The organism is Capsulimonas corticalis (assembly GCF_003574315.2).
Taxonomy (GTDB): domain Bacteria; phylum Armatimonadota; class Armatimonadia; order Armatimonadales; family Capsulimonadaceae; genus Capsulimonas; species Capsulimonas corticalis.
Genome location: NZ_AP025739.1, coordinates 615,290 through 638,279, shown reverse-complemented (window position 1 = coordinate 638,279; position 22,990 = coordinate 615,290). Strand labels below are relative to the sequence as shown.

General features: G+C 63.1%; 20 protein-coding genes. 18 read left to right on the top strand and 2 right to left on the bottom strand.

Going from position 1 to position 22,990, the window contains the following annotated elements; translation table 11 throughout:
* Window positions 1-292: 292 nt before the first annotated feature.
* The gene (locus D5261_RS02840; protein ID WP_119323962.1) at window positions 293-1,054 is read right to left on the bottom strand and encodes a transporter; all 762 of its coding nucleotides are present in this window, start codon (window positions 1,052-1,054) and stop codon (window positions 293-295) included.
* Between the two features lie 115 nt (window positions 1,055-1,169).
* Window positions 1,170-1,778, bottom strand: coding sequence for a hypothetical protein (locus tag D5261_RS02835; protein ID WP_119323961.1), 609 nt, complete (start codon window positions 1,776-1,778; stop codon window positions 1,170-1,172).
* A gap of 173 nt (window positions 1,779-1,951) precedes the next feature.
* On the opposite strand from D5261_RS02835, the gene D5261_RS02830 reads away from it, so the two are divergent.
* The 18 genes from D5261_RS02830 (at window position 1,952) to D5261_RS02745 (ending at window position 22,988) form a co-directional block, all read left to right on the top strand.
* A complete protein-coding gene (locus D5261_RS02830) occupies window positions 1,952-2,797 on the top strand; it encodes a sugar phosphate isomerase/epimerase family protein (protein ID WP_119323960.1) in 846 nt (281 codons plus the stop codon).
* Window positions 2,798-3,033: 236 nt separating this feature from the next.
* Complete coding sequence (locus D5261_RS02825) at window positions 3,034-4,707, top strand: peptidylprolyl isomerase (protein ID WP_119323959.1); 1,674 nt, start codon at window positions 3,034-3,036, stop codon at window positions 4,705-4,707.
* Between the two features lie 4 nt (window positions 4,708-4,711).
* Window positions 4,712-5,572, top strand: coding sequence for a 16S rRNA (cytidine(1402)-2'-O)-methyltransferase (gene rsmI / locus D5261_RS02820; RefSeq protein WP_119323958.1), 861 nt, complete (start codon window positions 4,712-4,714; stop codon window positions 5,570-5,572).
* A gap of 136 nt (window positions 5,573-5,708) precedes the next feature.
* Window positions 5,709-6,080 carry a hypothetical protein gene (locus D5261_RS02815; protein ID WP_119323957.1) on the top strand — a complete coding sequence of 124 codons (372 nt, stop codon included), beginning with the start codon at window positions 5,709-5,711 and terminating at the stop codon, window positions 6,078-6,080.
* Between the two features lie 638 nt (window positions 6,081-6,718).
* Window positions 6,719-7,150, top strand: coding sequence for a division/cell wall cluster transcriptional repressor MraZ (gene mraZ / locus D5261_RS02810; RefSeq protein WP_165864528.1), 432 nt, complete (start codon window positions 6,719-6,721; stop codon window positions 7,148-7,150).
* On the top strand, window positions 7,150-8,085 hold the full coding sequence (gene rsmH, locus D5261_RS02805) for a 16S rRNA (cytosine(1402)-N(4))-methyltransferase RsmH (protein ID WP_119323955.1): 936 nt from the start codon (window positions 7,150-7,152) through the stop codon (window positions 8,083-8,085). Before mraZ ends, rsmH begins: the two co-directional genes overlap by 1 nt.
* 79 nt (window positions 8,086-8,164) lie before the next feature.
* A complete protein-coding gene (locus D5261_RS02800) occupies window positions 8,165-8,707 on the top strand; it encodes an FtsB/FtsL family cell division protein (protein ID WP_301002407.1) in 543 nt (180 codons plus the stop codon).
* Window positions 8,661-10,568 carry a peptidoglycan D,D-transpeptidase FtsI family protein gene (locus D5261_RS02795; protein WP_119323953.1) on the top strand — a complete coding sequence of 636 codons (1,908 nt, stop codon included), beginning with the start codon at window positions 8,661-8,663 and terminating at the stop codon, window positions 10,566-10,568. Before D5261_RS02800 ends, D5261_RS02795 begins: the two co-directional genes overlap by 47 nt.
* 79 nt (window positions 10,569-10,647) lie before the next feature.
* Entirely contained in the window at window positions 10,648-12,180 is a 1,533-nt protein-coding gene (locus tag D5261_RS02790) for a UDP-N-acetylmuramoyl-L-alanyl-D-glutamate--2,6-diaminopimelate ligase (protein WP_119323952.1), read from the top strand.
* Window positions 12,171-13,565, top strand: coding sequence for a UDP-N-acetylmuramoyl-tripeptide--D-alanyl-D-alanine ligase (locus D5261_RS02785; RefSeq protein WP_119323951.1), 1,395 nt, complete (start codon window positions 12,171-12,173; stop codon window positions 13,563-13,565). Before D5261_RS02790 ends, D5261_RS02785 begins: the two co-directional genes overlap by 10 nt.
* A complete protein-coding gene (gene mraY / locus D5261_RS02780) occupies window positions 13,558-14,595 on the top strand; it encodes a phospho-N-acetylmuramoyl-pentapeptide-transferase (RefSeq protein WP_119323950.1) in 1,038 nt (345 codons plus the stop codon). Before D5261_RS02785 ends, mraY begins: the two co-directional genes overlap by 8 nt.
* 166 nt (window positions 14,596-14,761) lie before the next feature.
* A complete protein-coding gene (gene murD / locus D5261_RS02775; protein ID WP_119323949.1) occupies window positions 14,762-16,096 on the top strand; it encodes a UDP-N-acetylmuramoyl-L-alanine--D-glutamate ligase in 1,335 nt (444 codons plus the stop codon).
* Complete coding sequence (ftsW, locus tag D5261_RS02770) at window positions 16,093-17,457, top strand: putative lipid II flippase FtsW (RefSeq protein ID WP_119323948.1); 1,365 nt, start codon at window positions 16,093-16,095, stop codon at window positions 17,455-17,457. Before murD ends, ftsW begins: the two co-directional genes overlap by 4 nt.
* Window positions 17,454-18,653 (top strand): UDP-N-acetylglucosamine--N-acetylmuramyl-(pentapeptide) pyrophosphoryl-undecaprenol N-acetylglucosamine transferase, encoded by a 1,200-nt coding sequence (locus tag D5261_RS02765; RefSeq protein ID WP_119323947.1) that lies wholly within the window; start codon window positions 17,454-17,456, stop codon window positions 18,651-18,653. The genes ftsW and D5261_RS02765 overlap by 4 nt, the downstream gene beginning before the upstream one ends.
* 175 nt (window positions 18,654-18,828) lie before the next feature.
* The gene (gene murC, locus D5261_RS02760; RefSeq protein ID WP_218025727.1) at window positions 18,829-20,226 is read left to right on the top strand and encodes a UDP-N-acetylmuramate--L-alanine ligase; all 1,398 of its coding nucleotides are present in this window, start codon (window positions 18,829-18,831) and stop codon (window positions 20,224-20,226) included.
* Window positions 20,223-21,269, top strand: a complete 1,047-nt coding sequence (locus D5261_RS02755; protein ID WP_119323946.1) for a D-alanine--D-alanine ligase family protein — start codon at window positions 20,223-20,225, stop codon at window positions 21,267-21,269. Before murC ends, D5261_RS02755 begins: the two co-directional genes overlap by 4 nt.
* Before the next feature lie 52 nt (window positions 21,270-21,321).
* The gene (locus D5261_RS02750) at window positions 21,322-22,149 is read left to right on the top strand and encodes a cell division protein FtsQ/DivIB (protein WP_165864527.1); all 828 of its coding nucleotides are present in this window, start codon (window positions 21,322-21,324) and stop codon (window positions 22,147-22,149) included.
* A 35-nt stretch (window positions 22,150-22,184) separates the two neighbouring features.
* Complete coding sequence (locus D5261_RS02745) at window positions 22,185-22,988, top strand: DUF881 domain-containing protein (protein ID WP_119323944.1); 804 nt, start codon at window positions 22,185-22,187, stop codon at window positions 22,986-22,988.
* Window positions 22,989-22,990: the final 2 nt, after the last annotated feature.

Below are 22,990 nucleotides of genomic sequence, written 5' to 3'. Positions count from 1 at the left end.
TGATAATTACTTCAGAAATCCAAAAAACCTCCATACTTGTGTGGTTCTGTACCATAATTAATGTTGAGACGAGTTCTGTGTGTACCAAAGTTGCCGATCCAACAATCGTTTTCATAAAGAAATCCGAAAATTCATATCGAAACTGGATTTCATTTCTCTCGTCGAACTGTTTAAACTATATCATGTGGTGCGCCATTTGTCAAGCGGAAAATTTCACATTTGATACCATATTTTTAACTATGGTGCAAAATGGCGCATTTCGGCTTTGAGCCTCTGCCTCACAATCGCGCGCTCAAAAGCGCACGGATACGCCGCCGCCGAAGAACCGGATGGGGGCGGCGCTCCCGAGGCCGACGCCCATTTCCAGGTCATATTGCAAATTGGCGCTGGAGGCGAAGGTGAACCCGCCGTCGGCAATGGGCGCGGAGCCGCCGTGCTGGGGGAAGTTGTCATAGAGTTCGCCGTAGGTGGAAAGAGCGGGGGTGAGCTGGTATGAGGCGGACACGCTGGGCGCCGTTTGCAGGCTGCGCCCGCCGTTTTGCGTGGGATCGGCGAGGGCGAGGTTGGCGCTCAGTCCCCAGCGCGCGCCGCTGGCGGTCTGGGCGGCGAGGGTCAGCGAGGGATCGGTCTGTCCCGTTCCATGCTGGGCGCCGCCGGTGGGGAGGGAGACGGCGGGCGTCAGGGCGGCTTTCGTGTTGCCGTCGCGGCTTTGGAAGAACTTGTACTTCACCCCGAGGGAGGCGTCGCCGTATCCCGAGGGCGTCCCGTCCTGATGGGTGTAATCGGGCAGTGCGGCGCGCAGTTCGAGATTGGGCGTCAGTCCATGGCGCACGAGGGCTTCGGGATAGTCGATAGCGTGTCCGCCGCCGGAAGCGGCGGCGAAGTCGGTCTGCGCGATTCCCATTTCCAGCTGCGTCAGTCCGGGGACGACGGTATCTGAACCATTCGTGAAGCCGGGGCGATCGGGAGAGATCGGCGGGACGCCGCCGGCGTGGGCGGCGAGGGGCGTGAGAAGGATCGTCAGAATCAGGGTATGGGGGAAGATGGGTTTCATAAGGGCTTATTCGCCCTCGCGCGGCCCGGCTCCTGCCGTCGGTCCCGCCCTATCCGCACAAGTGAAGCTTGTGCGGATAGGGCGGACCTATTGATCTCGGCCGCGCTATTTCATGCTATTTCATCTCGCGCGTGGCGTCCAGAGCGTCGTCGCTGGAGTCTGGGTGGCGGATGGCGACGGGGATGCGCTCGGGGAATGCTTCGTTCGCGGAGCCCTGGACGACGTTGACGCCGGGTTCGGACGCGTGCGCAAGGGCTTCCTCTGAGTCGTATTTACCGTTGGTCTCATCGTCGTCATCGTAGTCGTCCAGCTCTTCGCCGGCCACGACGGCGCGTCCTTGATATTGCAGGGCTTGATCCGGGATCTCTTCGACCTGGAAGCCGTCACGACCGAGGTCCTGCGGAAGGTGGGTGCCGAAGCCGCGCGCGATGCCTTCGACAGAGCCGGTTTGATCCGTGCCCCAGGCGCTTTCGCCGCTGGCGTTGGAGTAACGATCGGAGGCGTCGTCGCCGGCGTCTTCGTCCGGATCCGTGGCGAGCATCTCGCTTTCGAAATCGCTCTCGCCGCCGTCCGCGCCGCCGACGCTCTTTTCCGCGGGCGTCAGGAACATGGCGTCGCCAGCGTGCGCCTCCACGATGTCGCCCAGCGCGCCGACCTGCGCGGTATTTTCGTCAAATAGTTCGTGATGGACGCCGGTGTGTTTGTCTAATCTTGGATCGCTCATTTTGAAGCCGAGTGCTCCCTTCGTTCTTTGCTGCCATTCTACCCAATCCCCGCAAGTTGACAAACACCTGTCTTTCGGCTAAAATTAGGAGTTTTTACGGGAGCAGTTTCCATATTTGGATTTACGCTCAGGGCCCAAACACGGACACGGCGACAGTGGACGGAGGGAAAGAGATGAAGCTAGCGGTCATTACGGATGAAATTGACGCCGACTTGGGCCATGCGCTCGAGGTGATGGCCGAATATGGCGTCCAAGGCGTCGAACTGCGGCAGATTTGGGACAAGAACATCGTCGATGCGCCCGAGGATTACTGGCGGCGAGCTAAGGATCTGATCGATGCGCGCGGCATGCAGGTTGTCGGCATTGCCTCCCCGTTTTACAAGTGTGACCTGCCGGGCGAGGAAGTGGACGGTCCGCTGGGCGCCATGCACAGCGCCTCGGCACGGGGCTTGGGCGATCAGATCACGGTTCTGGAGCGGGCGATCGCGGCGGCCAAGTTTTTCGACACCAACCTTGTCCGGGTCTTTTCCTTCTGGAAGCGCGGTGCGCTGACGCCGCAGGTGGAAGAATTGATCGTGGACGCATTCGCCGAGCCCGTGGCGCTGGCGGAGCGCGAGGGGATCATTCTGGGGCTGGAGAACGAGCATTCCTGTTATCTTGGAACCGGCGCGCAGACGGCGCGCGTATTGGAAGAAGTCGGCTCCAAAGCCCTGCGCTCCATCTGGGATCCCGGCAACGCCTTTTTCGATGGCGAGAAGCCGTTTCCCACGGGCTACGAAGCGATCAAGGACTTCATCGTACATGTGCACGTGAAGGACGCCGTCGTTCCCACGGGAAAGATTACGCCGGAATGGACCGTGGTGGGGCAGGGCTCCATCGATTTCCCCGGCCAGATCCAGGCCCTGCGCGATTCGGGCTACGACGGTTATCTGTCTCTGGAGACGCACTACGGCGGCCACGGGACCAAGGAAGCATCGTCGCGCGCATGTCTGGAAGGCTTGATTAAGCTGGTGGGATAGGCGATTGGCCCTCACCCCCCTCCACCCGCAAGCGGGTACCGGGCTCTCCCAAAATTGGGAGAGGGGGAGTCAGAGTTTTAGTGATAAGATCTTTTGGATCAAAGATCCCAATCTTACTCCTAACCCTCTCCCCGAATGAAGAGAGTTGGCGAAGGGCCGGGTGAGGGCCTCCGGGCCACCTCTCGTTTTGGCACGAATCTCGAACAGGCGGCGAGGCCTGAAGTAGGAAGAAAAAGATGTCTTTGAATACGATGCGCGAGTCGTTCAAGCGCAGCGCGCCATGGGTTATGGGGTTCGTTACCGTCGCCATGGTTATCACCACATTCAGTAACTTGGGAAGCAGCCTGCGCGGCGGCGCCGCAGTCTCCAACTCCGCAGCGAACGGAGATGAGGTGGTGGCGACCGTCAATGGTCTCGACATCAAGCGCTCCGAGTATGATAAGGAAATTGAAAACCTGCGCCAGATGCAGCAAATGTCGGGACAGCCTTCCAGCATCATGCAGGACGGTTTCCTGGGCGTGCGCGGCTTCGATCAGCTCATGCAGACCAAATTGGATATGCAGACGGCGGAAAAGCAGGGCTTGACGGTCTCCGACGCGGAACTCGCGAAGGCGCGCGAGAATATCGCCACGCAGTATGACATCCGAACGAAGCTGAGCCTGCCGAAGACGGCGACGATCGCCGATATCGATGCGGCGTACGCCAAGGCCGGCGAGCCGACATTCACCGAGCGCGTGGACAATGACGCCCTGCGCCAGTCCGTGCTGCTTCAGAAGCTTCAGGACAAGGTCAAGAACGCGGTTCCCGTGACCGAACAAGATGTCCGTAACTCCTACCGCCAGTACCACACCCGCCATATCCTGATCGACAACAAGAAGCGCAGCGACGAGCAGGCGCTCAAGCAGGCGCAGGACATCCTGGCGAAGGCCAAGGCGCCGGGCGCGGACTTCGCCGCGCTCGCCAAGCAGTATTCGGAAGATCCAGGCACCAAGGATAAGGGCGGCGACGACGGCTGGATCGATCAGAACACCACGTATGTCGATGAGTTCAAGAAGGCCGCGTTCACGCTTCAGCCGGGACAGGTGACGCCGGATCTGGTGAAGTCTCCCCAGTACGGTTACTTCATCATCAAACTGGACGAAGTTCGGGACAACCTGCCAAAGGACTTCGACAAGAACAAGGCGAGCCTGACGGCCCAGTACACGCAAGCCCAGCAGGGCAAAGCGTGGGATACCTTTGAAAAAGGACTGAAGGACGATCCCGGCGTCAAGATCACCATCAACGACCCCGCGATTCGAGGCGGCCACTCCATCATGCAGTCGCTTTCCGCGAAGGATCAGCCAAGCCGAGACGCGCTGATGAAGGCCGCGCTGGCCGACTACCAGACGGCGCTCGCGAAGAATCCCAAGAGCAGCGATGCGGCGTCCATCAATATCCTGATGGGCCAGATCGCCGGCCAGCTGCACCAGGACAACGACGCCATCAACTACTTCAAGGCGGCGCTCGCGCACACGGACGACGCGCAGTTGCACATGACGCTCGGCCAGCTCTACATGAAGCAGAAGAACGACGCCCAGGCGATCGAGCAGTTCCAGGCGGCTTCCAAGCAGGCATGGGACGATCAGCAATTGCATCAGATGCTGATGATGAACTACATGCAGATGAAGCATCCGGAGCTCGTCAAGCAGGAGCAGCAGTGGATGGCGGACTACCAGAAGCAGCACCCGCAGCCGGCGAACAACTTCGGCGGACCGGGCATGCCGGGCGGCCCCGCCGGCGCTCCAACCGTAGTGACGGCGCCGACCGGTGTCCCTGCCGGCGCGATCCACATCACCACGCCCCCGGCGAGCGGCGTGAAGGCGACTGCGGGAACCGCGCCGTCCGCGCCCGCTCCGAAGCCGGCGCAGTAGCGCCTTGCCAGGAACTCTCTACATCGTCGCGACCCCGATCGGCAACCTGGAGGATATCACGCTGCGCGCCCTGCGCATCCTCAAGGAAGCCGATCTTGTCGCGGCCGAAGACACCCGACACACCCTCAAGCTGCTCGCCCACTTTGAAATCACCACGCCGCTGATCTCTTTCCACCAGCACAGCGAAGCCGACCGCGCGGATCACCTCGTGCATCGGATGGCCGAAAACGGGCAGTCGATCGCGCTGGTGACCGACGCCGGCACTCCCGGCGTCTCCGATCCCGGCGTCGAGCTGGTCCGGGCCGCCATCGAGGCCGGCGTGACCGTCGTCCCCATCCCCGGCGCCAGCGCCGTCCTGAGCGCGCTGGTGGGCAGCGGCCTGCCCCCCGCGCGCTTCGCCTTCGAAGGATTCCTACCGCGCACGAAATCCGACCGCCGCGAGAAGCTCACCGCCTTCGCCGCCGAGGAAACCCGCACTCTGATCTTTTACGAAGCGCCCAACCGCACCCGGGAAACGCTCGCGGACATGCGCGACATCTTCGGTCCCGACCGCCCCGCCGCCGTGGGGCGCGAGCTGACGAAGAAGTTCGAAGAGTTTGTGCGCGGTCCCTTGAGCGAGGTGCTGGCCCACTTCATCAAGAACGAAGCGCGCGGCGAAATCACCATCGTCGTCGCCGGCCGGGACGCCGCCACGGTGACGGCGCCCGAAGAGATCGAGCTCAGCCCCGAAGAACGCATGCTCGCGGCCCTCAAATCCGCCGTCGCCGGCGGCGCCAGCGAGCGCGACGCCGTGCGTCAGGTCAGCACGGATTTGAAACTCTCAAAGCGCGATGTGTATGCGGCGATGCTGGCTTTGAAAAAGTGACCCTATATGATCTCCCCCGGCGCTTCGCGTTGCCGGGGGTAGGTCACGGTCATAAACCGCGTGTGAGTGTGCTATAATATCGGCGAGATGGGCGAAATGCTGCCCAACCAGTTTTTTGCAGGAGAAACAAGCGCGCATGGAGCGAAAGTTACATCAGGAGCCGGTTTACGATATCGAGGCGCTGCGGACCCAGGCGGACTCTTGGAAGGCGCGCAGCGCCACGCGCGCCATTGTGGAGTGGAGCACCGGGACCGGTCCGACGATTTTCGTCTTCCCGGAAGGCGAGCGTCGCTTCGGCGTGAAGTGGACCGCCGCCGTGGAAGCCGCTAACTACAACGAGCTGTACGCGGACTATATCGAGCAGAAGCTGCTGCCAGTCGTCCTCGAAGCCGTGCGCGCCCGGGGCCTGGAAGCGATCGCGCGATGTGTCGACCTTCAGCCGCTCCAGGTCCAGCGCCAGCGCCGCCGGCAGATCGAGCGCGCGCAAAACGCCGTCGCGCACCACTGATCTTCGCTATTGACCTTAAGAAAGGCTCCTCGACCGCTGAGCGGTTGGGGAGCCTTTTTGCCGTCGATGGCCGGGATCGCCCGCAAACGCGAATTTTATTTTTCGAGTACAGATTTTAATTTTTTAATCTTCTCTTAACAATTTGTCTCAACGAACGCATTACGCCCGGCGCGGCGTCATTTTCCATGACGAGCGGGCGCGCAGTCCCTCGGCGCGCGGCGGCGTTACACTCCGAATCGCCCGTCGATTTTCATTTGCTCGCCTGCTTTGACACGAAATACCACGTTCCCATTGCGAGGGGGCGAACATTTCACTCTGAGAGGGCGCAAAATCCTCTCCGAACATCCGTCTTATCCCGCCGAGCTCACAAACCCCCAAAGTGTGACAGTGGTGGCGCGTCCCATTTTTCTAAATTATCTTTAGCAGAGCGCCATAAAATTAAGTTGGATCAGTATCTGGTGTCCTGTTCATCAATTTGTCAATATCTAGTGGAGAACATCTGTGCGTAAAACGAAATGTAGCATTACATTGTCGGTAAATATTAAAAAAATATTTATGGAGACGCCTTGACAATTTTCGTGGATATACCGTATGATTGTGACGAAAGTGGTGGGAAGTGGTGACTGAGTGGAGGACGAGTGGTGTTTCAGGGGGAGTTCGACCACAGCGTTGACGACAAGGGGCGCGTGATCATCCCGACCAAGTTTCGATCTTCCTTGGGTGAACGCTTCTACATGACTAAAGGAGTCGGCGGCTGTATTTTCGTGTATACCGAGGCGGCTTACAAGCAGCTCAGCGATACCCTGAACAAGCAGCGCCAGCTCGACGAGCACACCATCCGATTGCAGCGGTTTTTTACATCGACCGAGTCCAGCGTGGACGGCCAGGGACGCGTCGCCATCCCCAGCAAACTGCGGGACTGGGCGAAGATCGGCGAGCAGGGCGATGTCGTGATCGTCGGCGCGAGCGCGCGGATCGAAATCTGGGCGAGCGACGCATGGGAACGATACAACGACGAACTGACCGATGAGATGATCAGCTTCTCGGCTCGTGAAGTCGGGATTGCGTAATGGACCTACCTTACCATATTCCAGTCCTCCGTGACGCGGTCGTGGAGCTGATGGAGCCGGGGCCCGGCAAAATTTTTGTGGATGGAACGCTGGGCGCCGGGGGGCACGCTGCTGCGGTGGCGGCGCATCTGGCGCCGGGCGGACGGCTCATTGGGATCGATCAGGACCCGGCGGCGCTCGCGGAAGCCGGACGAAATCTGGCGCCGTTCGGCGAGATCGTTACGCTCGTGCATTCTCGGTTTGATGCGATCGCGCAGGCGCTGGATGGCGTTGGAATCGACAAGATTGACGGCGCGCTGTTCGATCTGGGCGTCTCGTCGCACCAATTGGATACGCCGTCGCGGGGATTTTCGTTCAAGGATCCCGGCGCGGAGTTAGACATGCGGATGAATACGACGCATGGCGGCGACACGGCGGCGGATCTGTTGAACACGCTGGATGAGCGGGCGCTCACCACGCTGATTCGCGATAACTCGGATGAAAAGTGGGCCTCTCGGATCGCGCGCTTCGTGGTGGAGCGCAGAGCGGCCGAGCCTTACCGGACGGTGGGACAGCTGGTGGAGACCGTGCATGCGGCCATCCCCGCCGCGGCCCGGCCGCCCGACACGCACGCGGCGACGCGCACCTTTCAGGCGCTGAGGATCGCCGTAAATGACGAATTGTCCATTCTCGGACATGCGCTGGAAAGCACAATAGACCGTCTAGGTAAAGACGGCGTGATCGCGGTGCTTTCCTATCACTCGCTCGAAGACAGAATCGTCAAACAGTTATTCACGAGGCTTTCCGGGCGAGGAGCCGGCGAGGGGCCGTACGGTGTGCGGCCCCCCGCGATCGTGGAACTGGTGACGAAGAAGCCCGTGACGCCGGACGCCGGCGAAATCAGCGCCAACCCGCGCGCCAGAAGCGCAAAACTACGGGTGGCCCGACGATTGTAAACCAATGCCGCTGACTGAAGACCAACCTGCAACTTTGGGACGAAGCGCCAGGGAGTACGCTATGCTGGAAACGCAAGCCGTGACAGTACCACGCAGTGTCGCATCGACACCGCGGAGAGCGGAACGATCTTTATACATATCGCCGGCCGCCGCGCCGTCGCCGTACCGGACCGCCGAGTCCGCGCCGGCGAGCGTAAGGCCGTCGCAGAAGCGCAAATCCGTCGACCGTCTGGCGCGTTCGGAAGCGCGCCTCATGATGGCGGCGGGAACCTGTACCACAATCTTCTGCGCCATTCTTGTGATTTACCTCGCCGCCTACGCCCGCGTCACCAATTTGGGTCTGGCGCAGTCGCACGCCCGCGTTCAGCTTCGCCAGCTCAGCCAGGACAATCAGACGCTGCGCGCTCAGCTTGCCCAGGTCCAGAGCCCCGACCGCATTGTCGCGCAGGCCAAGTCGCTGGGCATGACGCCCGGCGCGAACCAGGTCTGTTACATCGGTCAGAACGGCGCCGCCGTGCAGGCTAACTCTACTACAATCGGTCAGGCGGGCGATCAGTTCCCGAGGGTGGCGAGCAGTGGCGCGAACTCAGTCAACATCCCATCAGCATCTTTCGGTCATTAGGCCGCGCGCCGTCGCGGTCTTCGCGGCGGTGGCGGCGGCGAATCTCCTGTTAGCCGGACGTTTGTTTTATCTGCAAACGATCCGGCACTCCTATTTTGTGGCGCAGGCGGACGCCGTCCGCGTCAACAAGAATATTCTGCCCGCCAGCCGCGGCCAGCTTGTCGACCGCAACGGCGATGTCCTCGCCATCAATGTCCCCGCCAAAGAAATCTACGCCGACCCGCGCGACGTGCAGGACCGCGCGGCGGTCGCCGCCTCGCTGGCGCCGCTGCTCGGCATGGATCAGACCCTTCTGGAGCAGAAGCTCGATCCCGGCCCCAACAAGCGCCGCCGCTATGTTTCGCTGATGCGCCACGCCTCGCTGGAGCTTGGAAACCAGGTCAAGGATCTGCGCCTGCGCGGAATCGGCGTCGGCCCCGACACCCGCCGCTCCTATCCCAACGGTTCGCTGGCGGCGCAGATGCTCGGCTTCACCGATCGCGATTCCAATGGCGTGGAAGGACTGGAGCACAGCCAGGACAAGCTGCTGAGCGGCCGCGACGGGCTGCTGGTCGGCGAAGTCGACCCGGTCGGGCGGTTCCTTCCCGGCACGATCCGTCGCCAGACGGAACCGGTGAACGGCGCCGATCTCGTGCTCACGATCGACAAAAGCCTCCAGCACGCCGCCGACACCGAACTCGCCGCCGCCGTCAAAGCTCACAACGCTAAGAGCGGCGTCGTGATCATCCTCGATCCGCGCAATGGCGAGATTTTGGCGCTGTCGAATGCGCCGACCTTCGATCCTAACTCCCCCAAGCCGCCCGGACCGCTGACTCAGGCGCAGGGACTCGCGGCGTCCGCGCTCTGGCGCAACGGCGCCGTGTCCGACCTGTATGAGCCGGGATCGACGATGAAGACGATCACATCGGCGGCCGTCGTCCAGACCAAGGGGCTGGGCGTCATGAACGATTATGTGACCTGCAACGCCGTATGGCAATATGGCGGCCACACGATCCACTGCGCCCAGGATCCGCCCTACTACGGACATCATGGCACGGAGAACCTGCGCGGCGTCCTCAAAGAGTCCTGCAACATCGGCATGGCGCAATTCGGGTTAAAGATTGGCCCGGATAACTTGTACAAGTATTTGCAGGCCTTCGGATTTATGGACTACGCGCATAGCGGCCTGCCCGGCGAGCAGAAGTCCTGGCTGAAGTCTCCCGACGAGTTTAACAAGTACACCGGCAGCGTCGGCTGGTCTAAAATTCAGTTCGCGAATATTACGTTTGGTCAGGGCGTCGCCGTGACGCCGCTGCAAATGGCGACCGCGTATGGCGCGATCGCCAATCATGGCGTGATGATGCGGCCCCATATCATCAAGGCGACGCGCAAAGGCGAGGAAGAAACGCAGGTTCAGCCGGAAGCGATCCGACAGGTGGTAGATCCGCAGACGGCCGAAACGGTCTGCTCCATGCTCGGCACGGTCGTGCAGGAGGGAACCGGGAAGCCCGCGCAGATCGCCGGATTCAGCGTCGGCGGCAAGACCGGCTCCGCGCAGGTCGCCGGCCCGCACGGATACCGCGATCCTCGATATGTCGCATCGTTCATCGGCATGGTCCCGCTGTCCAAGCCGCGCCTGGTCATCCTCTGCGCCGTCTTCGAACCGCAGGGCGTGCACTGGGGCGCCGCCGTCGCCGCGCCCGTCGTGCACAACCTGGCGAAAATGGCCGTATTGGAGATGCACCTGACGCCGGATGCGCCGGATCTGGTGGACTGGGCGGACCACAAAAAGAAGAAGCTCCCGCCGACACACGTCTCGATCGACACCATCGGCATCGCCGCGCCCGCCACAAAGCCCACCATTTCGGCGCCTGTGGATTAGGGCTATCGGGTATAAATTAAGGGTTCCCGGGTTTCATAACCGGGAACTCCGAAATCCGGCAGGAAATTTTCGCTTGTAAATGACTATGACATTAAAGACACTCAGTGAGCTGGCCGCGCTTTTGCCGGACAGCCAGCGATACGGCGAGGATGTGGAGATCGCGGCGCTCGCCTACGACTCCCGGCAGGTCGTTCCGGGCGCGTTGTTTATCGCCCTCAGCGGGGCGAAGAGCGACGGGCATGACTTTATCGCGGAGGCGCTCGGGCGCGGCGCGGCGGCGCTGGCGATCGACAGCGACCGCACGGCGTGGTATGGCGATCAGGGCGTTCCGGTGATCGCGGTCCCGAGCACACGAGCGGCGCTGCCCGTGCTGGCGTCCCATTTTTACGATGAGCCTTCCCGGCAATTGCAGCTGATCGGCGTCACCGGCACGAACGGTAAGACGACGACGGCGCATATGATCGAGAGCATCTTTCGGATACTTGGCGACCGGACAGGGCTGATCGGCACGCTCGGCGGCATGATCAACGGCAAGCCCGTCCCGCTGGAGCGCACGACCCCGGAGTCGGCGGACTTGCAGCGGATGTTCGCCGAGATGCTGGAGCAGGGCGTGCGCCGCGTCGTCATGGAGGTCTCCTCCGAAGGCGCCCTGCAAGGGCGCACCACGGGCTGCGCGTTCGATATCGGCGTTTTTACGAACTTGACCCAGGACCATCTCAATACGCACGGCACGATGGAGGCGTACTTCGAGCAGAAGCTGCGACTCTTTACCGAGTATCCCGACGCCTTTCCCGAGAAGGTCTTCACCGGCGTCGTCAACGGCGACGATGAGTACGGCGTGCGAATTCTCGCCGCGCTGGAAGCGGCCGGCCGGCCGGCGCTGCGCTATTCCATGGAGGACGACACCGCGACGATCCGCGCGCGAATCCATGAGGTCAGCCCCGGTGGAACGCGCTTTGATATCCTCTATCAGCCTCCCGTAGGAAGCACGGTCGTCATTCCCGTGAGTTTGCGCTTGGGCGGCCTGTTCAATGTGGCGAACGCCCTGGCGGCGGCGGGCGCGGCCATCGCGATGCGCGTGCCGCCGGTCGCGATCCAGAACGGTCTGGAGGCGCTCGGCGGCGTTCCCGGCCGGTTTGAGACGGTGGAGACGGGAGATCGCGGATTCCATATTATCGTGGATTACGCGCACACCCCCGATGGGCTTCAGCGCGTGCTGGAATCGGCGCGGGCGCTCAAACCCGCCCGCTTGATCTCGGTCTTCGGATGCGGCGGCGACCGCGATCCCAAGAAGCGCCCGATCATGGGCAAGATTTCATTCGATCTGGCCGACATCACGATCGTTACTAGCGATAACCCGCGCACGGAGAATCCCGACGCGATTCTTGAGGAGATCGTCAAGGGGATCCCCAGCGGCGTGGACGGCGCGTGTGTGTTCGCTCAGGTGGATCGGCGGCTGGCGATCAAGCAGGCGCTGTGCGAAATCGCGCAGCCCGGCGATCTGGTAGTGATCGCCGGCAAGGGGCACGAATCCGGGCAGCAGTTCGCGCACCATAAGATTCCGTTCGACGACCGCCAGGTGGCGCGTGAGGTTCTTGAGCAATGCAGCTGACGTTCGCGGAGGTTGCGGGGGCGCTGACGCCTCGCGCGACGCTTCATGAAGCCGAGGGAACACGGACGTTTTCCGGAGTTTCGACCGACACGCGCACTTTGCAGCCGGGCGACCTTTTCGTGGCGCTGGTCAGCGAAAAGGCCGACGGCCACGCGCACGCCGCGCGCGCGGAAGAGCTCGGCGCGGCCGCGCTGATCGTTTCCCACCCCATCGAGAATAGCCGGCTGCCGCAGATTATTGTGGAAGATACCGAGATCGCTTATGGAAGAATAGCTCGTCTCTGGCGCGATCGTTTCGCTATTCCTGTGATCGCCGTTACCGGCAGCGTCGGCAAGACGACCACCAAAGAGATGCTGTTCGCCGCGCTCGCGCCGCTGGGGCTGGTCCTGAAGACGCCCGCCAGCCAGAACAACGAGACCGGCGTTCCGAAAGCATTGCTGCAATTGACGCCCGAGCATCGGGCGGCCATTGTGGAGATGGGAATGCGCGGCGTCGGCCAGATCGACTACCTTTGCCGGATCGCGAACCCGACGGCGGGATTGATCACCGTGATCGCCGACAACCATCGCGAACTTCTCGGTTCGCGAGAAGCGATCGCCGACGCCAAGGGCGAACTCGCGGATTATGTCCCCGAGGGCGGCTTTCTCGTTTTGAACCACGACGACGCGTTCTTCGGCCATTTGAAAGCGAAGACCAAGGCGCGCGTGGTGAGCTACGGATTGGAAGACGGCGCGGATATTCAAGGCCGCGATCCGCTTTTTGAAAATGGAACATGGCGTGTCACGGTCGGCGTCACACCCGTGACGGTCCCGAGCCCGTCGCGCCATGATATCGGCAATGCGCTCGCCGCCTACGCCGTCGCTGTGACGCTGGGAATCGCTCCCGATGACGTCGCGGCGGCTTTAAGAAATTACGCGCCGCCGCCGATGCGGATGGAAGTCGTCATGCTGGCGTCACGCGGCGTCACGGTGCTCAACGATAGCTATAACGCCGCGCCGGCGTCGGTGCGCAGCGCGCTGGAGACGCTGACCTCGCACGGCTCCGGCCGCAAGATCGCGTTTCTGGGCGATATGAAGGAACTGGGCGACGTGTCCCGCGCGGCCCACATTGGACTGGGCGAAGCGATCGCGGAGCTGGGCGGCGTCGATGCGCTCTACACGGTCGGGGAGCTTGCGGCGGATATCGCGGGCGCGGCTCGGCGCTTCGCGGACAGCGCGGAAGCCGCCGCGTTCGCGGCAAAAGATTTTGAGTGGCGCGCCGGCGATGTCGCGCTCGTGAAGGGATCGCGCGCGATGGCGATGGAAAAGATCGCGTCTGCGATTCAGAACTTAGAGCAGAATTTGGAAACGAAGCCGATGGCGGAAACGACGGTGGACCATGGCTAACTCTCCACTGTCCGCGCAAAATTTGATCGCGCTGCTCGTCGCCTTCTTCGTCGTGCTAGCGACCGGCCCGCGTGTGATCGCGTGGCTGCACAAGTTAAAGTTCGGCCAGAACATCAATACGGACGCGCCAAGTTCGCATGCGAAGAAGCAGGGGACGCCCACGATGGGCGGCGTCATGATCGTGATCGGGGTCCTCGTGTCCCTGGTCGTTTCGCTGCTGCTTGGGCATCCCCCGCACCCGCTGGGATCCGAACTGCTGGCCGTCACGCTTGTGTTCATCGGTCACTCCGCCATCGGCTTCCTCGACGATTACCTCAGCATTAAGCGCGGCAAATCGCTGGGCCTCAAAGCCCGCCATAAGCTGCTCTGGCAGTTCGTAATCGCCGGTGGCTTCGTCTTCTGGCTGTACGAAACGGCGCTGCCTGGCTTTACCACGCAGGTCGCAATTTGGCCGGGGCATCTGGTCGATCTCGGAATCGCGTATTATGTGATCGCGATGCTGTTCATCATGGGCCTGTCCAACGCCACCAATCTGACGGACGGCCTGGACGGTCTGCTCGGCGGCCTGACGATCTTTGCGGCGCTCGGCGTCTCCTGGACGGTCTACACGCTGGCTCCCGGCTTCGAGCAGCTTCCGTGGTTCGGCTACGCGCTCGCCGGCGGATGCCTCGGGTTTCTCTGGTTCAACGCGCATCCCGCCAAAGTCTTCATGGGCGACACCGGCTCGCTGGCGATCGGCGCATCGCTCGCGGCCATGGCGATCATCGGCAAACAAGAGATCCTGCTGCTGATCTTTAGCCTTGTCTTCCTCTTGGAACTGTTCAGCGTGATTATCCAGGTGGGTGTCGTGCGGCTGACGGGCGGCAAGGCGATCGGTCGCCGCGTGTTTCGCCGGACCCCGATCCATCATCACTTCGAGGAGATGCAGTGGCCGGAGACAGTCGTCGTCGCCCGTTTCTGGATCGTGGGGGTGCTGGCGCTCGCCGTGGGCTTGCTGCTCGCTCGGCGGTTTGTGACGTGGATTATTTGAGGGTGAGGATGGCCCTCACCCGGCGTTTTGCGTGCTCCCTGGCAAACCCACCCCCGCGCTTCGCGCGACCCCTCCCTCGGGCGGGAGGGGCGGCCGAAGGCCGGGGGTGGGTTTGTATGGAAGCGCCCGAAGCGCCGCTGGGATTTTGCCAGGCAAGATAGACACTATGCAAGAAGAGTTCGCCAATAAAACAATCGCCGTTCTTGGCCTCGCGCGCAGCGGGATGGCGTGCGCGGAGGTGCTGACGGCGCTGGGCGCGACGGTGCGCCTTTACGACAGCAAGCCGGAGGCGGAGATCGCCGGGGCGGTCGCGGCGGCGCGGGCGCTGGGGATTGAGCCGCGTGTGGGCGGCGCCGCTGTGGACTATGCCGAGCTGGATTGTTTGATCACCAGCCCGGGGGTGCGGCGCGATGCGGCTGTGCTGCAGGACGCGGTGCGCGCGGGCGTGCCGGTGTGGAGCGAGATTGAGGCGGCGTACCGTGTGGCGCGCGCGCCGATGATGGCGATTACGGGGACCAACGGCAAGACGACGACCACGGCGCTGCTGGGCGAAATGACCCGGGCGGCGGGGCTGAAGACGTTTGTCGCGGGAAATATCGCCGCCGGGGAGATCGCGCTGCCGCTGATCAAAGCCGCGTTTGAGGCGGCGCCGGAAGATGTGATCGTCGCGGAGATTTCCTCGTTCCAGCTGGAATGGATTGAGGAGTTCCGGCCGCGCGTGGCGGCCCTGCTCAATATCACGCCCGATCATGGCGATCGGCAGACGCCCGAGGAGTACGCGGCGGCGAAGTGGCGCATCTTTGAAAACCAGGGACCGAGCGATACGGCGGTCATAAATGAGGCGCTTTTGGGAGATGCGCGGCTGGGAAAAGTCGCCGCGAAGGTCGAAGCGTTCAGCCATAAAAATATATCCGAGCGGCTTTCGGAATTTGTACAGGTTTCCGGGTTAAAATTGATCGGGACTCACAATCAGGAAAACGTTTTGGCGGCGGCGCTGATGGCGCGCGCGTTCGGCGTTCCGCCGGAGGCGATCCAGAGGGCGGCGGCCGAGTTCCGGGGCGTCGTGCATCGCCTGGAGCCGGTCGCGGAGATCGATGGCGTGCGCTATATCAACAACTCGATGTGCACCAACGCCGACGCCTTTGTGCGCTCGCTGGAGGCGATCGAGCAGCCCGCCGTGGTGGTGATGGGCGGCGTGTTCAAGGGCGGCGATCTGAGTACGATCGCGCGGGCGGTGCGGGACGGCGATGTGCGGTCGGTGGTGCTGATCGGGCGGTCCGCGCCGCAGATCGATGAAGCGTTACGGGCGGGCGGATATACGGCGACGCATCGCGCGGAAAGCTTGCAGGCGGCGACGGAGCAGGCGCGGGATTTGGCGCGGCCGGGGGACGTGGTCGTCCTCGCGCCGGCGTGCGCGTCATTCGATATGTTTAAAGATTTTGAGGACCGGGGCGACCAGTTCAAGGAAGCCGTGCGGCGGCTGGAGCGCGTGGCGTTATGAATATCGCGAAGACAAAACCGGCCTCGGCCGGACCGGTCAAGCAGCGGATGGATGTGCTGCTCCTGCTGGTGACGATGATGCTCATCGGCATGGGGATCGTCACGGTCTTCGACGCTTCTTATGCGCTGGCGATCGAAACGCGCCACAACGACGCCTTTTACTTTGTGAAGCGGCAGGCGCTGTTCGGCGGCATCGGCGCGCTGGCGATGGTCCTGACGGCGTACATCCCGTTCTGGCGCTGGCGGCGCAACGCCTTCCCGGCGGTCTGCGTCTCCGTGATCCTGCTGATCGCGGTCTTCGTGCCGCACATCGGTCACTCGCTCAACGGCGCGCGGCGCTGGCTGGGCGTCGGCCCGTTTCAGTTCCAGCCGTCGGAGCTGGCGAAGCTGACGCTGGTGATCTATCTGGCGCAGATCTGCTCGGCCGGCCCCAAGATCATGCGCAACTTCAAGCTGGGCGTGCTGCCGCCGCTGATCGTGATGGCGGTGGTCTGCGGGCTGATCGCCAAGGAGCCGGACCTGGGCACGGCGATCGTGCTGTGCGGAACAGGACTGGTGATGCTCTTTGTCGCCGGCGCGCGCCCCAAGTATATGGGCGGCGTGCTCGGCGTGGTCGGCGTGATCGTCACAGGTTACGTCTTCAGCAAGCAGTATCGCATGGACCGGATGACGGCCTTTCTCAATCCCAAGGCCGATCAGTTCAACAATGGCTATCAAGTCTGGCACGCGCTGCTCGCGCTCGGCTCCGGCGGTCTGGCGGGCGTCGGGCTGGGCGAGGGGCGTGAGAAGTTCTTCCTGCCGATGGCGCCGACGGACTTTATCTTCGCGGTGATCGCGGAGGAGTGGGGGATGATCGGGACGATGGCCCTGCTGATCGTCTTCACCCTGCTCGCCGCGCGCGGTTATTCGATCGCGCATGGAACCAAAGACCCGTTCGGCGCGCTGCTTGCGGTGGGCCTGACGACGCTGGTGTGCCTGCAATCGGTGATCAATATCGCCGTCGCGACGTCGTCCATTCCGAACACCGGCGTGCCGCTGCCGTTTATCTCTTACGGCGGATCGTCGCTGGTGCTCAATATGATCGGCATCGGGATCCTGCTCAATATCTCGAAGTATCCGGAAGGGCGCGGCAAGCCCGAGGAGCGCGCCGTGTCGCCGGGCGAGGAAGCCTTTGAGCGCCGCTGGGACCGCGCGCCCTATGCGCCGCGCGTGACGCCCGACACGCTGACCGCGTACAGCCGCGAGGCGTCGCGCCTGACGCGCGGCGCGGAGATCGACCGGCGTCGCCCGCGTACCGGCCCCGCGCCGCGCCGGGTGGACCGCGCAAAGAAGCGTCACCTGACGGTCGATCGCGACGAATGACGAAACAAAGCAAGGCTCAGGACACGGGCAAGCGCGAGCTGCGCATTTTGGTGACGGGCGGCGGGACCGGCGGCCATGTCGCCCCGGCGCTCGCGGTGATCCAGACGATTCGGGAGCAATCCGAGAGCGCCGATTGGACTCCGACCTTTTTGTACGTGGGCAGTGAGGGCGGCGTGGAGAAGGGGCTGGCGGCGAGCGCAGGCGTGCCCTTCGCGGGCGTCCAGAGCGGCAAGCTGCGCCGCGCGTCGCGCTGGTACAAGATGCTGTCGCTTCAGAACCTGATGGATCTGTTTCGGATTCCGGTGGGCGTCGGGCAGGCGCTGGGCGAAGTGCGAAAGTTTCGTCCCGATGTGGTCTTCGCGACGGGCGGGTATGTGAGCGTGCCGCCGGTGATCGCCGGATGGTCGCTGCGCGCGCCGGTGCTCACGCACGAGCAGACGGTGCAGGTGGGGCTGGCGAACCAGATCAACGCGCGCTTCGCGGCGCGGATCGCGCTGAGCTTTGAGGGCGCTCTGGAGGAGCTGCCGCCGCGCATTCGGCCCCGCGCCTTTGTCACGGGGAATCCGGTGCGCAAGGTGATCTTTGGCGGCGACCGAGACCGGGCGCGGGAGTTTTGCGGCTTCGATCCGGCGGACGACGCGCTGCCGACGGTGTATGTGACGGGCGGGGCGCGGGGCGCGCGCAAGCTTAACTTATCTTTACTGGAAGCGATGCCGGAATTACTGACTCAGTGCCGCGTGATTTTGCAGTGCGGCCAGAATTCGGACTTTGAGACGGTGACGGCGCGCGTTCAGGAACTTAAAGATCACTTGGTTCGCCGTGTTTTTGTGACGCCGTTTCTCGGGAGTGAGATCGGCGATATCTACGCGCTGGCGGACGTGGTGGTTGGACGCAGCGGCGCCGGTACGGTGACGGAAGTTTCGGCGCTGGGGAAGCCGGCGCTGCTGATCCCGCTGGTTCCCACAGGCGGCGACGAGCAGAACCGCAACGCGCGCCGGCTGGTCGAAGCGGGCGCGGCGGCGCTGCTGCCGAACGTGGACCTGGACGGAGCGCGATTGGCTCATGAGATCCTGGCGTTGGTTGGCGATCCCGAGCGATTGGCGCGGATGGGAAAGGCGACATTGGCCCTCGCGCGCCCTCGCGCCGCGCAGGATCTCGCCGAGGCGGTGATCGGGCTGGCGCAGGGGCGCAAATGAAGTGTGGGAATTGCGGATGAGTCGAATCGATTGAGGCCAGGGGCCATTTCAGTATCGCTAACCGGGTAAACTAAAGGGACGAATGAAGCGCGGAGCATATCGCGCGGGCTACAGAGCGGGGCGGCTTTGTCCGGCGTCGTGCGCGGCCGGAAGAATTTAGAAACTGGGGATTACTGTGAGCGAAACGATTCATTTTGTGGGCGTCGGGGGCGTGGGCATGAGTGGCCTCGCGCGCATCGTCGCCGCGCAAGGAGGCGCGGTGACGGGGTCCGACGCACGGGATTCTGAAACGCTGGAAGCACTGCGAAAAGAGCATGGGATTCGCGCCGTGGCGGGGCACCATGCCGACAATGTGAACGGCGCGACCCTGGTGGTCGTGTCGGCGGCGGTCAAAAAGGACAACCCGGAAGTCGTCGCGGCGCGCGCGCAGGGCATTCCGGTCATCTCCCGAGCGCAGATGCTCGGACGACTGATGGATAACTACAAGCGCAGCATCGCCGTGACGGGAACGCACGGCAAGACGACCACGACGGGCATGATCGCGATGGTGCTGGAGCAGGCCGGTCTCGATCCGACCGTGCTGATCGGCGGCGACCTGCCGGCCTATGGCGGCAATGCGCGCCTCGGCAAAAGCGATGTCTTCCTGACCGAAGCCTGCGAGGCGTACGACTCTTTTCTAGAGCTCAATCCGCGCTACGCCGTCATTACAAACATCGAAGCCGATCACCTCGATTACTACGGCGATCTCGCCAACGTGCTGCGCTCCTTCCGCCGATTTCTGACACAGGTGTCGGAAAAGGCGATCGTCTGCGGCTACGACGAGAACGTCCGCACGATGCTGATGGACAGAACGGGGCTGCCGGAGACCATGAACTACGGTCTCTACGAGCACGTCAACGTCCGGGCGACCGAGGTCACCCTGGACGGCCTTAACCCCTCTTACGCCGTGACTTACAAAGGCGAGCGCCTGGGCGTGATCACGCTGAGCGTGCCGGGAATCCACAATGTCGCCAACTCTCTGGCGGCGGTGTCGGTGGGACTGGAGCTTGGGATCGCGTTTGAGGACATCGCGGTGGGCCTCGCGAACTTCACCGGAACCGGCCGGCGCTTTGAGCGTCTGGGGGAAACGCCGGGCGGAGTGCTGGTCATCGACGACTACGCGCACCACCCGACGGAGATCCGAGCGACGCTGGCCGCCGCCCGCCACGGCTATCCGAACCGGCGGCTGGTTGCTGTCTTCCAGCCGCACCTGCCGAGCCGCACGAACGACTTCAAGGAGCAGTTCGCGGAGAGCTTCCGGGACGCCGACCACGTCTTCCTGACCGATATCTATCTGGCGCGCGAACAGCCCATCGAAGGCGTCACCGGCGCGGCCCTCGCGGCGCTGACCGCCGACCGGCGCGGCGCTTCGCACGTCACCTATGTGGCGGACAAGGCGATGATCCCGGCGCGTCTGGGCGAATACACCCATCCTGGCGACGTCGTGATCGCGCTTGGCGCGGGACACGATGTCCGCACCGTCGCCGAAGCGTTTGTTGCGCAGGGCCGCGAGAGTATGGCGGTGGCGCATTGAGTCGAATCAAAGTGGCCGTCCTGATGGGCGGCTCCAGCGCGGAGCGCGACGTTTCTCTTTCCACGGGGAAGCAGATCCTCAATGCGCTGGACCCCAATCAATACATCGTTTCGGCGATCGATACGGCGACGGGCAACCGCCTGCTCCCGGCCGCGCCGGCGGCTGAAGGGCGTACGCTTCCCATCGTCAGCCTGACTGCGGATGTACATGCACTGACGCCGGTCGGGGGCGGCGCGGCGATTGAAGCGCTGCCGGAGCTTTCGCGCGTGCGCGCCGAGGACAAACCCGACGTCGTCTTTATCGCGCTGCATGGCCCGGGTGGCGAGGACGGCACGGTGCAGGGAATGCTCGAAGTGCTGGGAATCCCCTATACGGGCAGCGGCGTTCTGGCGAGCGCGCTCGCGATGGACAAGGCGATGTCCAAGCGCGTGCTGACCGGCGCCGGCGTGCTGATGCCGGCGGGCGAAACCGTCCGCCGGGGCCGCCCGATCGACTGGGACACGCTGCGCGCCATGCCGCTGCCGGTGATCGTGAAGCCGAGCGCGCAGGGATCGACCTTCGGCGTGACTCGCGTGACGGAAGCGGATCAATTGGAAGGCGCGATCAAAACGGCGTTCGAGTATGACGATGCGGCTTTGATCGAGCAGTTCGTCACGGGAACGGAGATCACGGTCCCGGTGATCGGTAACCGAGATCTGGAGATCCTGCCGATTGTCGAGATCGTCCCCGCGAGCGGCTTCTATGACTTCGCGGCGAAGTACACGCCGGGCGCGACGGACGAGATCGTGCCGGCGCGCGTGTCCGACAGCATCGCCGCCGAGGCGCGGCGCATCGCGGCGCTCTGTCATGAGACGCTGGGCTGCCGGGGGATGTCGCGCACGGATATGATCGTCACTTCCGATGGCGCTATCTATACGCTGGAAACGAACACCATTCCCGGTATGACGACCACGAGCCTGCTGCCGCGCTCCGCGCAGGCGGCCGGCATCGCGTTTCCGAAACTGCTGGACCGGCTGATCGAGCTGGCGCTGGAGCCACGCTGATCGAATCCCGCGCTCCGCGCGGATCGAACCACGGGAAGGACGTCGGACCCCGTTGCACAAGCCTACGCACACATCACGGTCGGGACGGATCGGGGTGACGCCGCCCGGCAAGCGCCGCGCCAATCGCCGCCGCCGCAACTGGCATAGGATCATCCGGCGCTGCTGCGCCGTGCTGCTCGTGGCGGAAGCGCTGGGACTTTTGCTGGCGAACCCGTATCTGCGCGTGACGCATGTGCGCATCGAGGGGCTTCAGACTCTGCCCGGCGATCAAGTCTTCGCCGAGGCGCAGGTTCCCAATAAGACCAATATCTTTCTGATGGCCGCGCGGCAGCCGTTCGTCAAGCGCCTTCAGAAAGATCCCGTCATCGATCATGTGTCGCGGGCGATCGAGCTGCCGCGCACGCTGGTGCTGACGGTCGCCGAGCGGCAGCCTTACACGGTGCTTTCGGCCAACGGCGGTTATTATGTCCTGGACCGCAAGCAGGTTCCGTTCCGTCTGGTGGATGAGCCTCCGAAGGGGATCCCGGTGCTCGCCTTGCAGGGAGACATGGACCCCGGCGCCCTGGCCCTCGGCAAGCCGATTCGGGCCGACTGGCTGACCCAGGCGTACAAGCTGATCGCGCTGCTCGGAGCCAAAAAGAATCTGGAGGCCCAAAGCATAAAGGTTGACCAAAACGCGAATTTATGCTTAAATAGAAAGGATAATCTGCAGATTAAGCTAGGTCAACCCGAGGAATTGCCGGAAAAACTCGCAGTCGCGCAGGAGACGGTCACAGCCGCCGGCGAAAATGCGGGCGCCAGAATCGCGTATATCGATGTCAGTTGCCCTAGCCAGCCAGCGTTGATGCCGCGTCAGCAGTCCCGGCCGGCGAAGCGTTGATACCGCTCAGGGCGTAAAGGATCGAAAAAACAGCGATGGGATTGACTCTGAACTCGCCTCCGCACACCGCCGCTTCGCCGAGTGACCATCAGCGGTCCTGGGCGATCAGCCTCTGCACGCTGTGCGCCATTTTAGGCGCGCTGCTGGCCCTCTCGTTCAAGACCCAGAACCAGATCCGTCAAACTTCACTGCCGGCCTCCAACTACGAGGCGCTCGCGGATCAGTACTTGATCCTCAAGAAAAAGGCGGGGGACGACGAACGCACCATCGCGGCGCTGCAGGAAAATATCAGCCGCCTTGAGAACAGCGTGCCGTCGCACAACAAGCAGTTCCAGGTGCTGACCGACGACCTGAACCGGGCAAAGACGCTCGCGGGGTTGACGGCGGTCAAAGGACCGGGCGTGACCGTGACGCTGAACGACAGCAAGAAGCGCTTTCCGGACGCGCCGCTGGCCGTGCAGATGGTCGGCATCATTCACGATACGGACATCAACCAGATCGTCAATGAGCTGAAGGCGGCGGGCGCCGAGGCGATCGCCGTGAACGATCAGCGTTTGGTGGCGAGCAGCCCGATCCGCTGCGCGGGACCGACGATTTATGTCAACAATACGCCGCAGACGCCGCCTTATGTGATTCAGGCGATCGGCGATTCGAAGACTCTGGATACGGCGCTGAAGCTTCCCGGGGGAGCGTACGATCAATTGCAGGGCATGGACGCCGCGATGATGCGGATCGCCCACGCCGACAAGCTCGTCATTCCCGCCTATTCCGGCGCGACTCAGCCGAAATACGCGCAGCCGGTGACGGCGAACGCGGGCGGCGAAGCGGACAAGAATTAAGA

Excerpts from the sequence above, each read along its gene's own strand:
- D5261_RS02815 (WP_119323957.1), top strand. The coding sequence starts at position 5,709 with ATGGAGCGAAAGTTACATCAGGAGCCGGTTTACGATATCGAGGCGCTG.
- D5261_RS02825 (WP_119323959.1), top strand. The coding sequence starts at position 3,034 with ATGTCTTTGAATACGATGCGCGAGTCGTTCAAGCGCAGCGCGCCATGG.
- mraY (WP_119323950.1), top strand. The coding sequence starts at position 13,558 with ATGGCTAACTCTCCACTGTCCGCGCAAAATTTGATCGCGCTGCTCGTC.
- D5261_RS02835 (WP_119323961.1), bottom strand. The coding sequence starts at position 1,778 with ATGAGCGATCCAAGATTAGACAAACACACCGGCGTCCATCACGAACTA.
- murD (WP_119323949.1), top strand. The coding sequence starts at position 14,762 with ATGCAAGAAGAGTTCGCCAATAAAACAATCGCCGTTCTTGGCCTCGCG.
- D5261_RS02840 (WP_119323962.1), bottom strand. The coding sequence starts at position 1,054 with ATGAAACCCATCTTCCCCCATACCCTGATTCTGACGATCCTTCTCACG.
- D5261_RS02785 (WP_119323951.1), top strand. The coding sequence starts at position 12,171 with ATGCAGCTGACGTTCGCGGAGGTTGCGGGGGCGCTGACGCCTCGCGCG.
- ftsW (WP_119323948.1), top strand. The coding sequence starts at position 16,093 with ATGAATATCGCGAAGACAAAACCGGCCTCGGCCGGACCGGTCAAGCAG.
- D5261_RS02790 (WP_119323952.1), top strand. The coding sequence starts at position 10,648 with ATGACTATGACATTAAAGACACTCAGTGAGCTGGCCGCGCTTTTGCCG.
- rsmH (WP_119323955.1), top strand. The coding sequence starts at position 7,150 with ATGGACCTACCTTACCATATTCCAGTCCTCCGTGACGCGGTCGTGGAG.
- D5261_RS02765 (WP_119323947.1), top strand. The coding sequence starts at position 17,454 with ATGACGAAACAAAGCAAGGCTCAGGACACGGGCAAGCGCGAGCTGCGC.
- D5261_RS02830 (WP_119323960.1), top strand. The coding sequence starts at position 1,952 with ATGAAGCTAGCGGTCATTACGGATGAAATTGACGCCGACTTGGGCCAT.
- D5261_RS02745 (WP_119323944.1), top strand. The coding sequence starts at position 22,185 with ATGGGATTGACTCTGAACTCGCCTCCGCACACCGCCGCTTCGCCGAGT.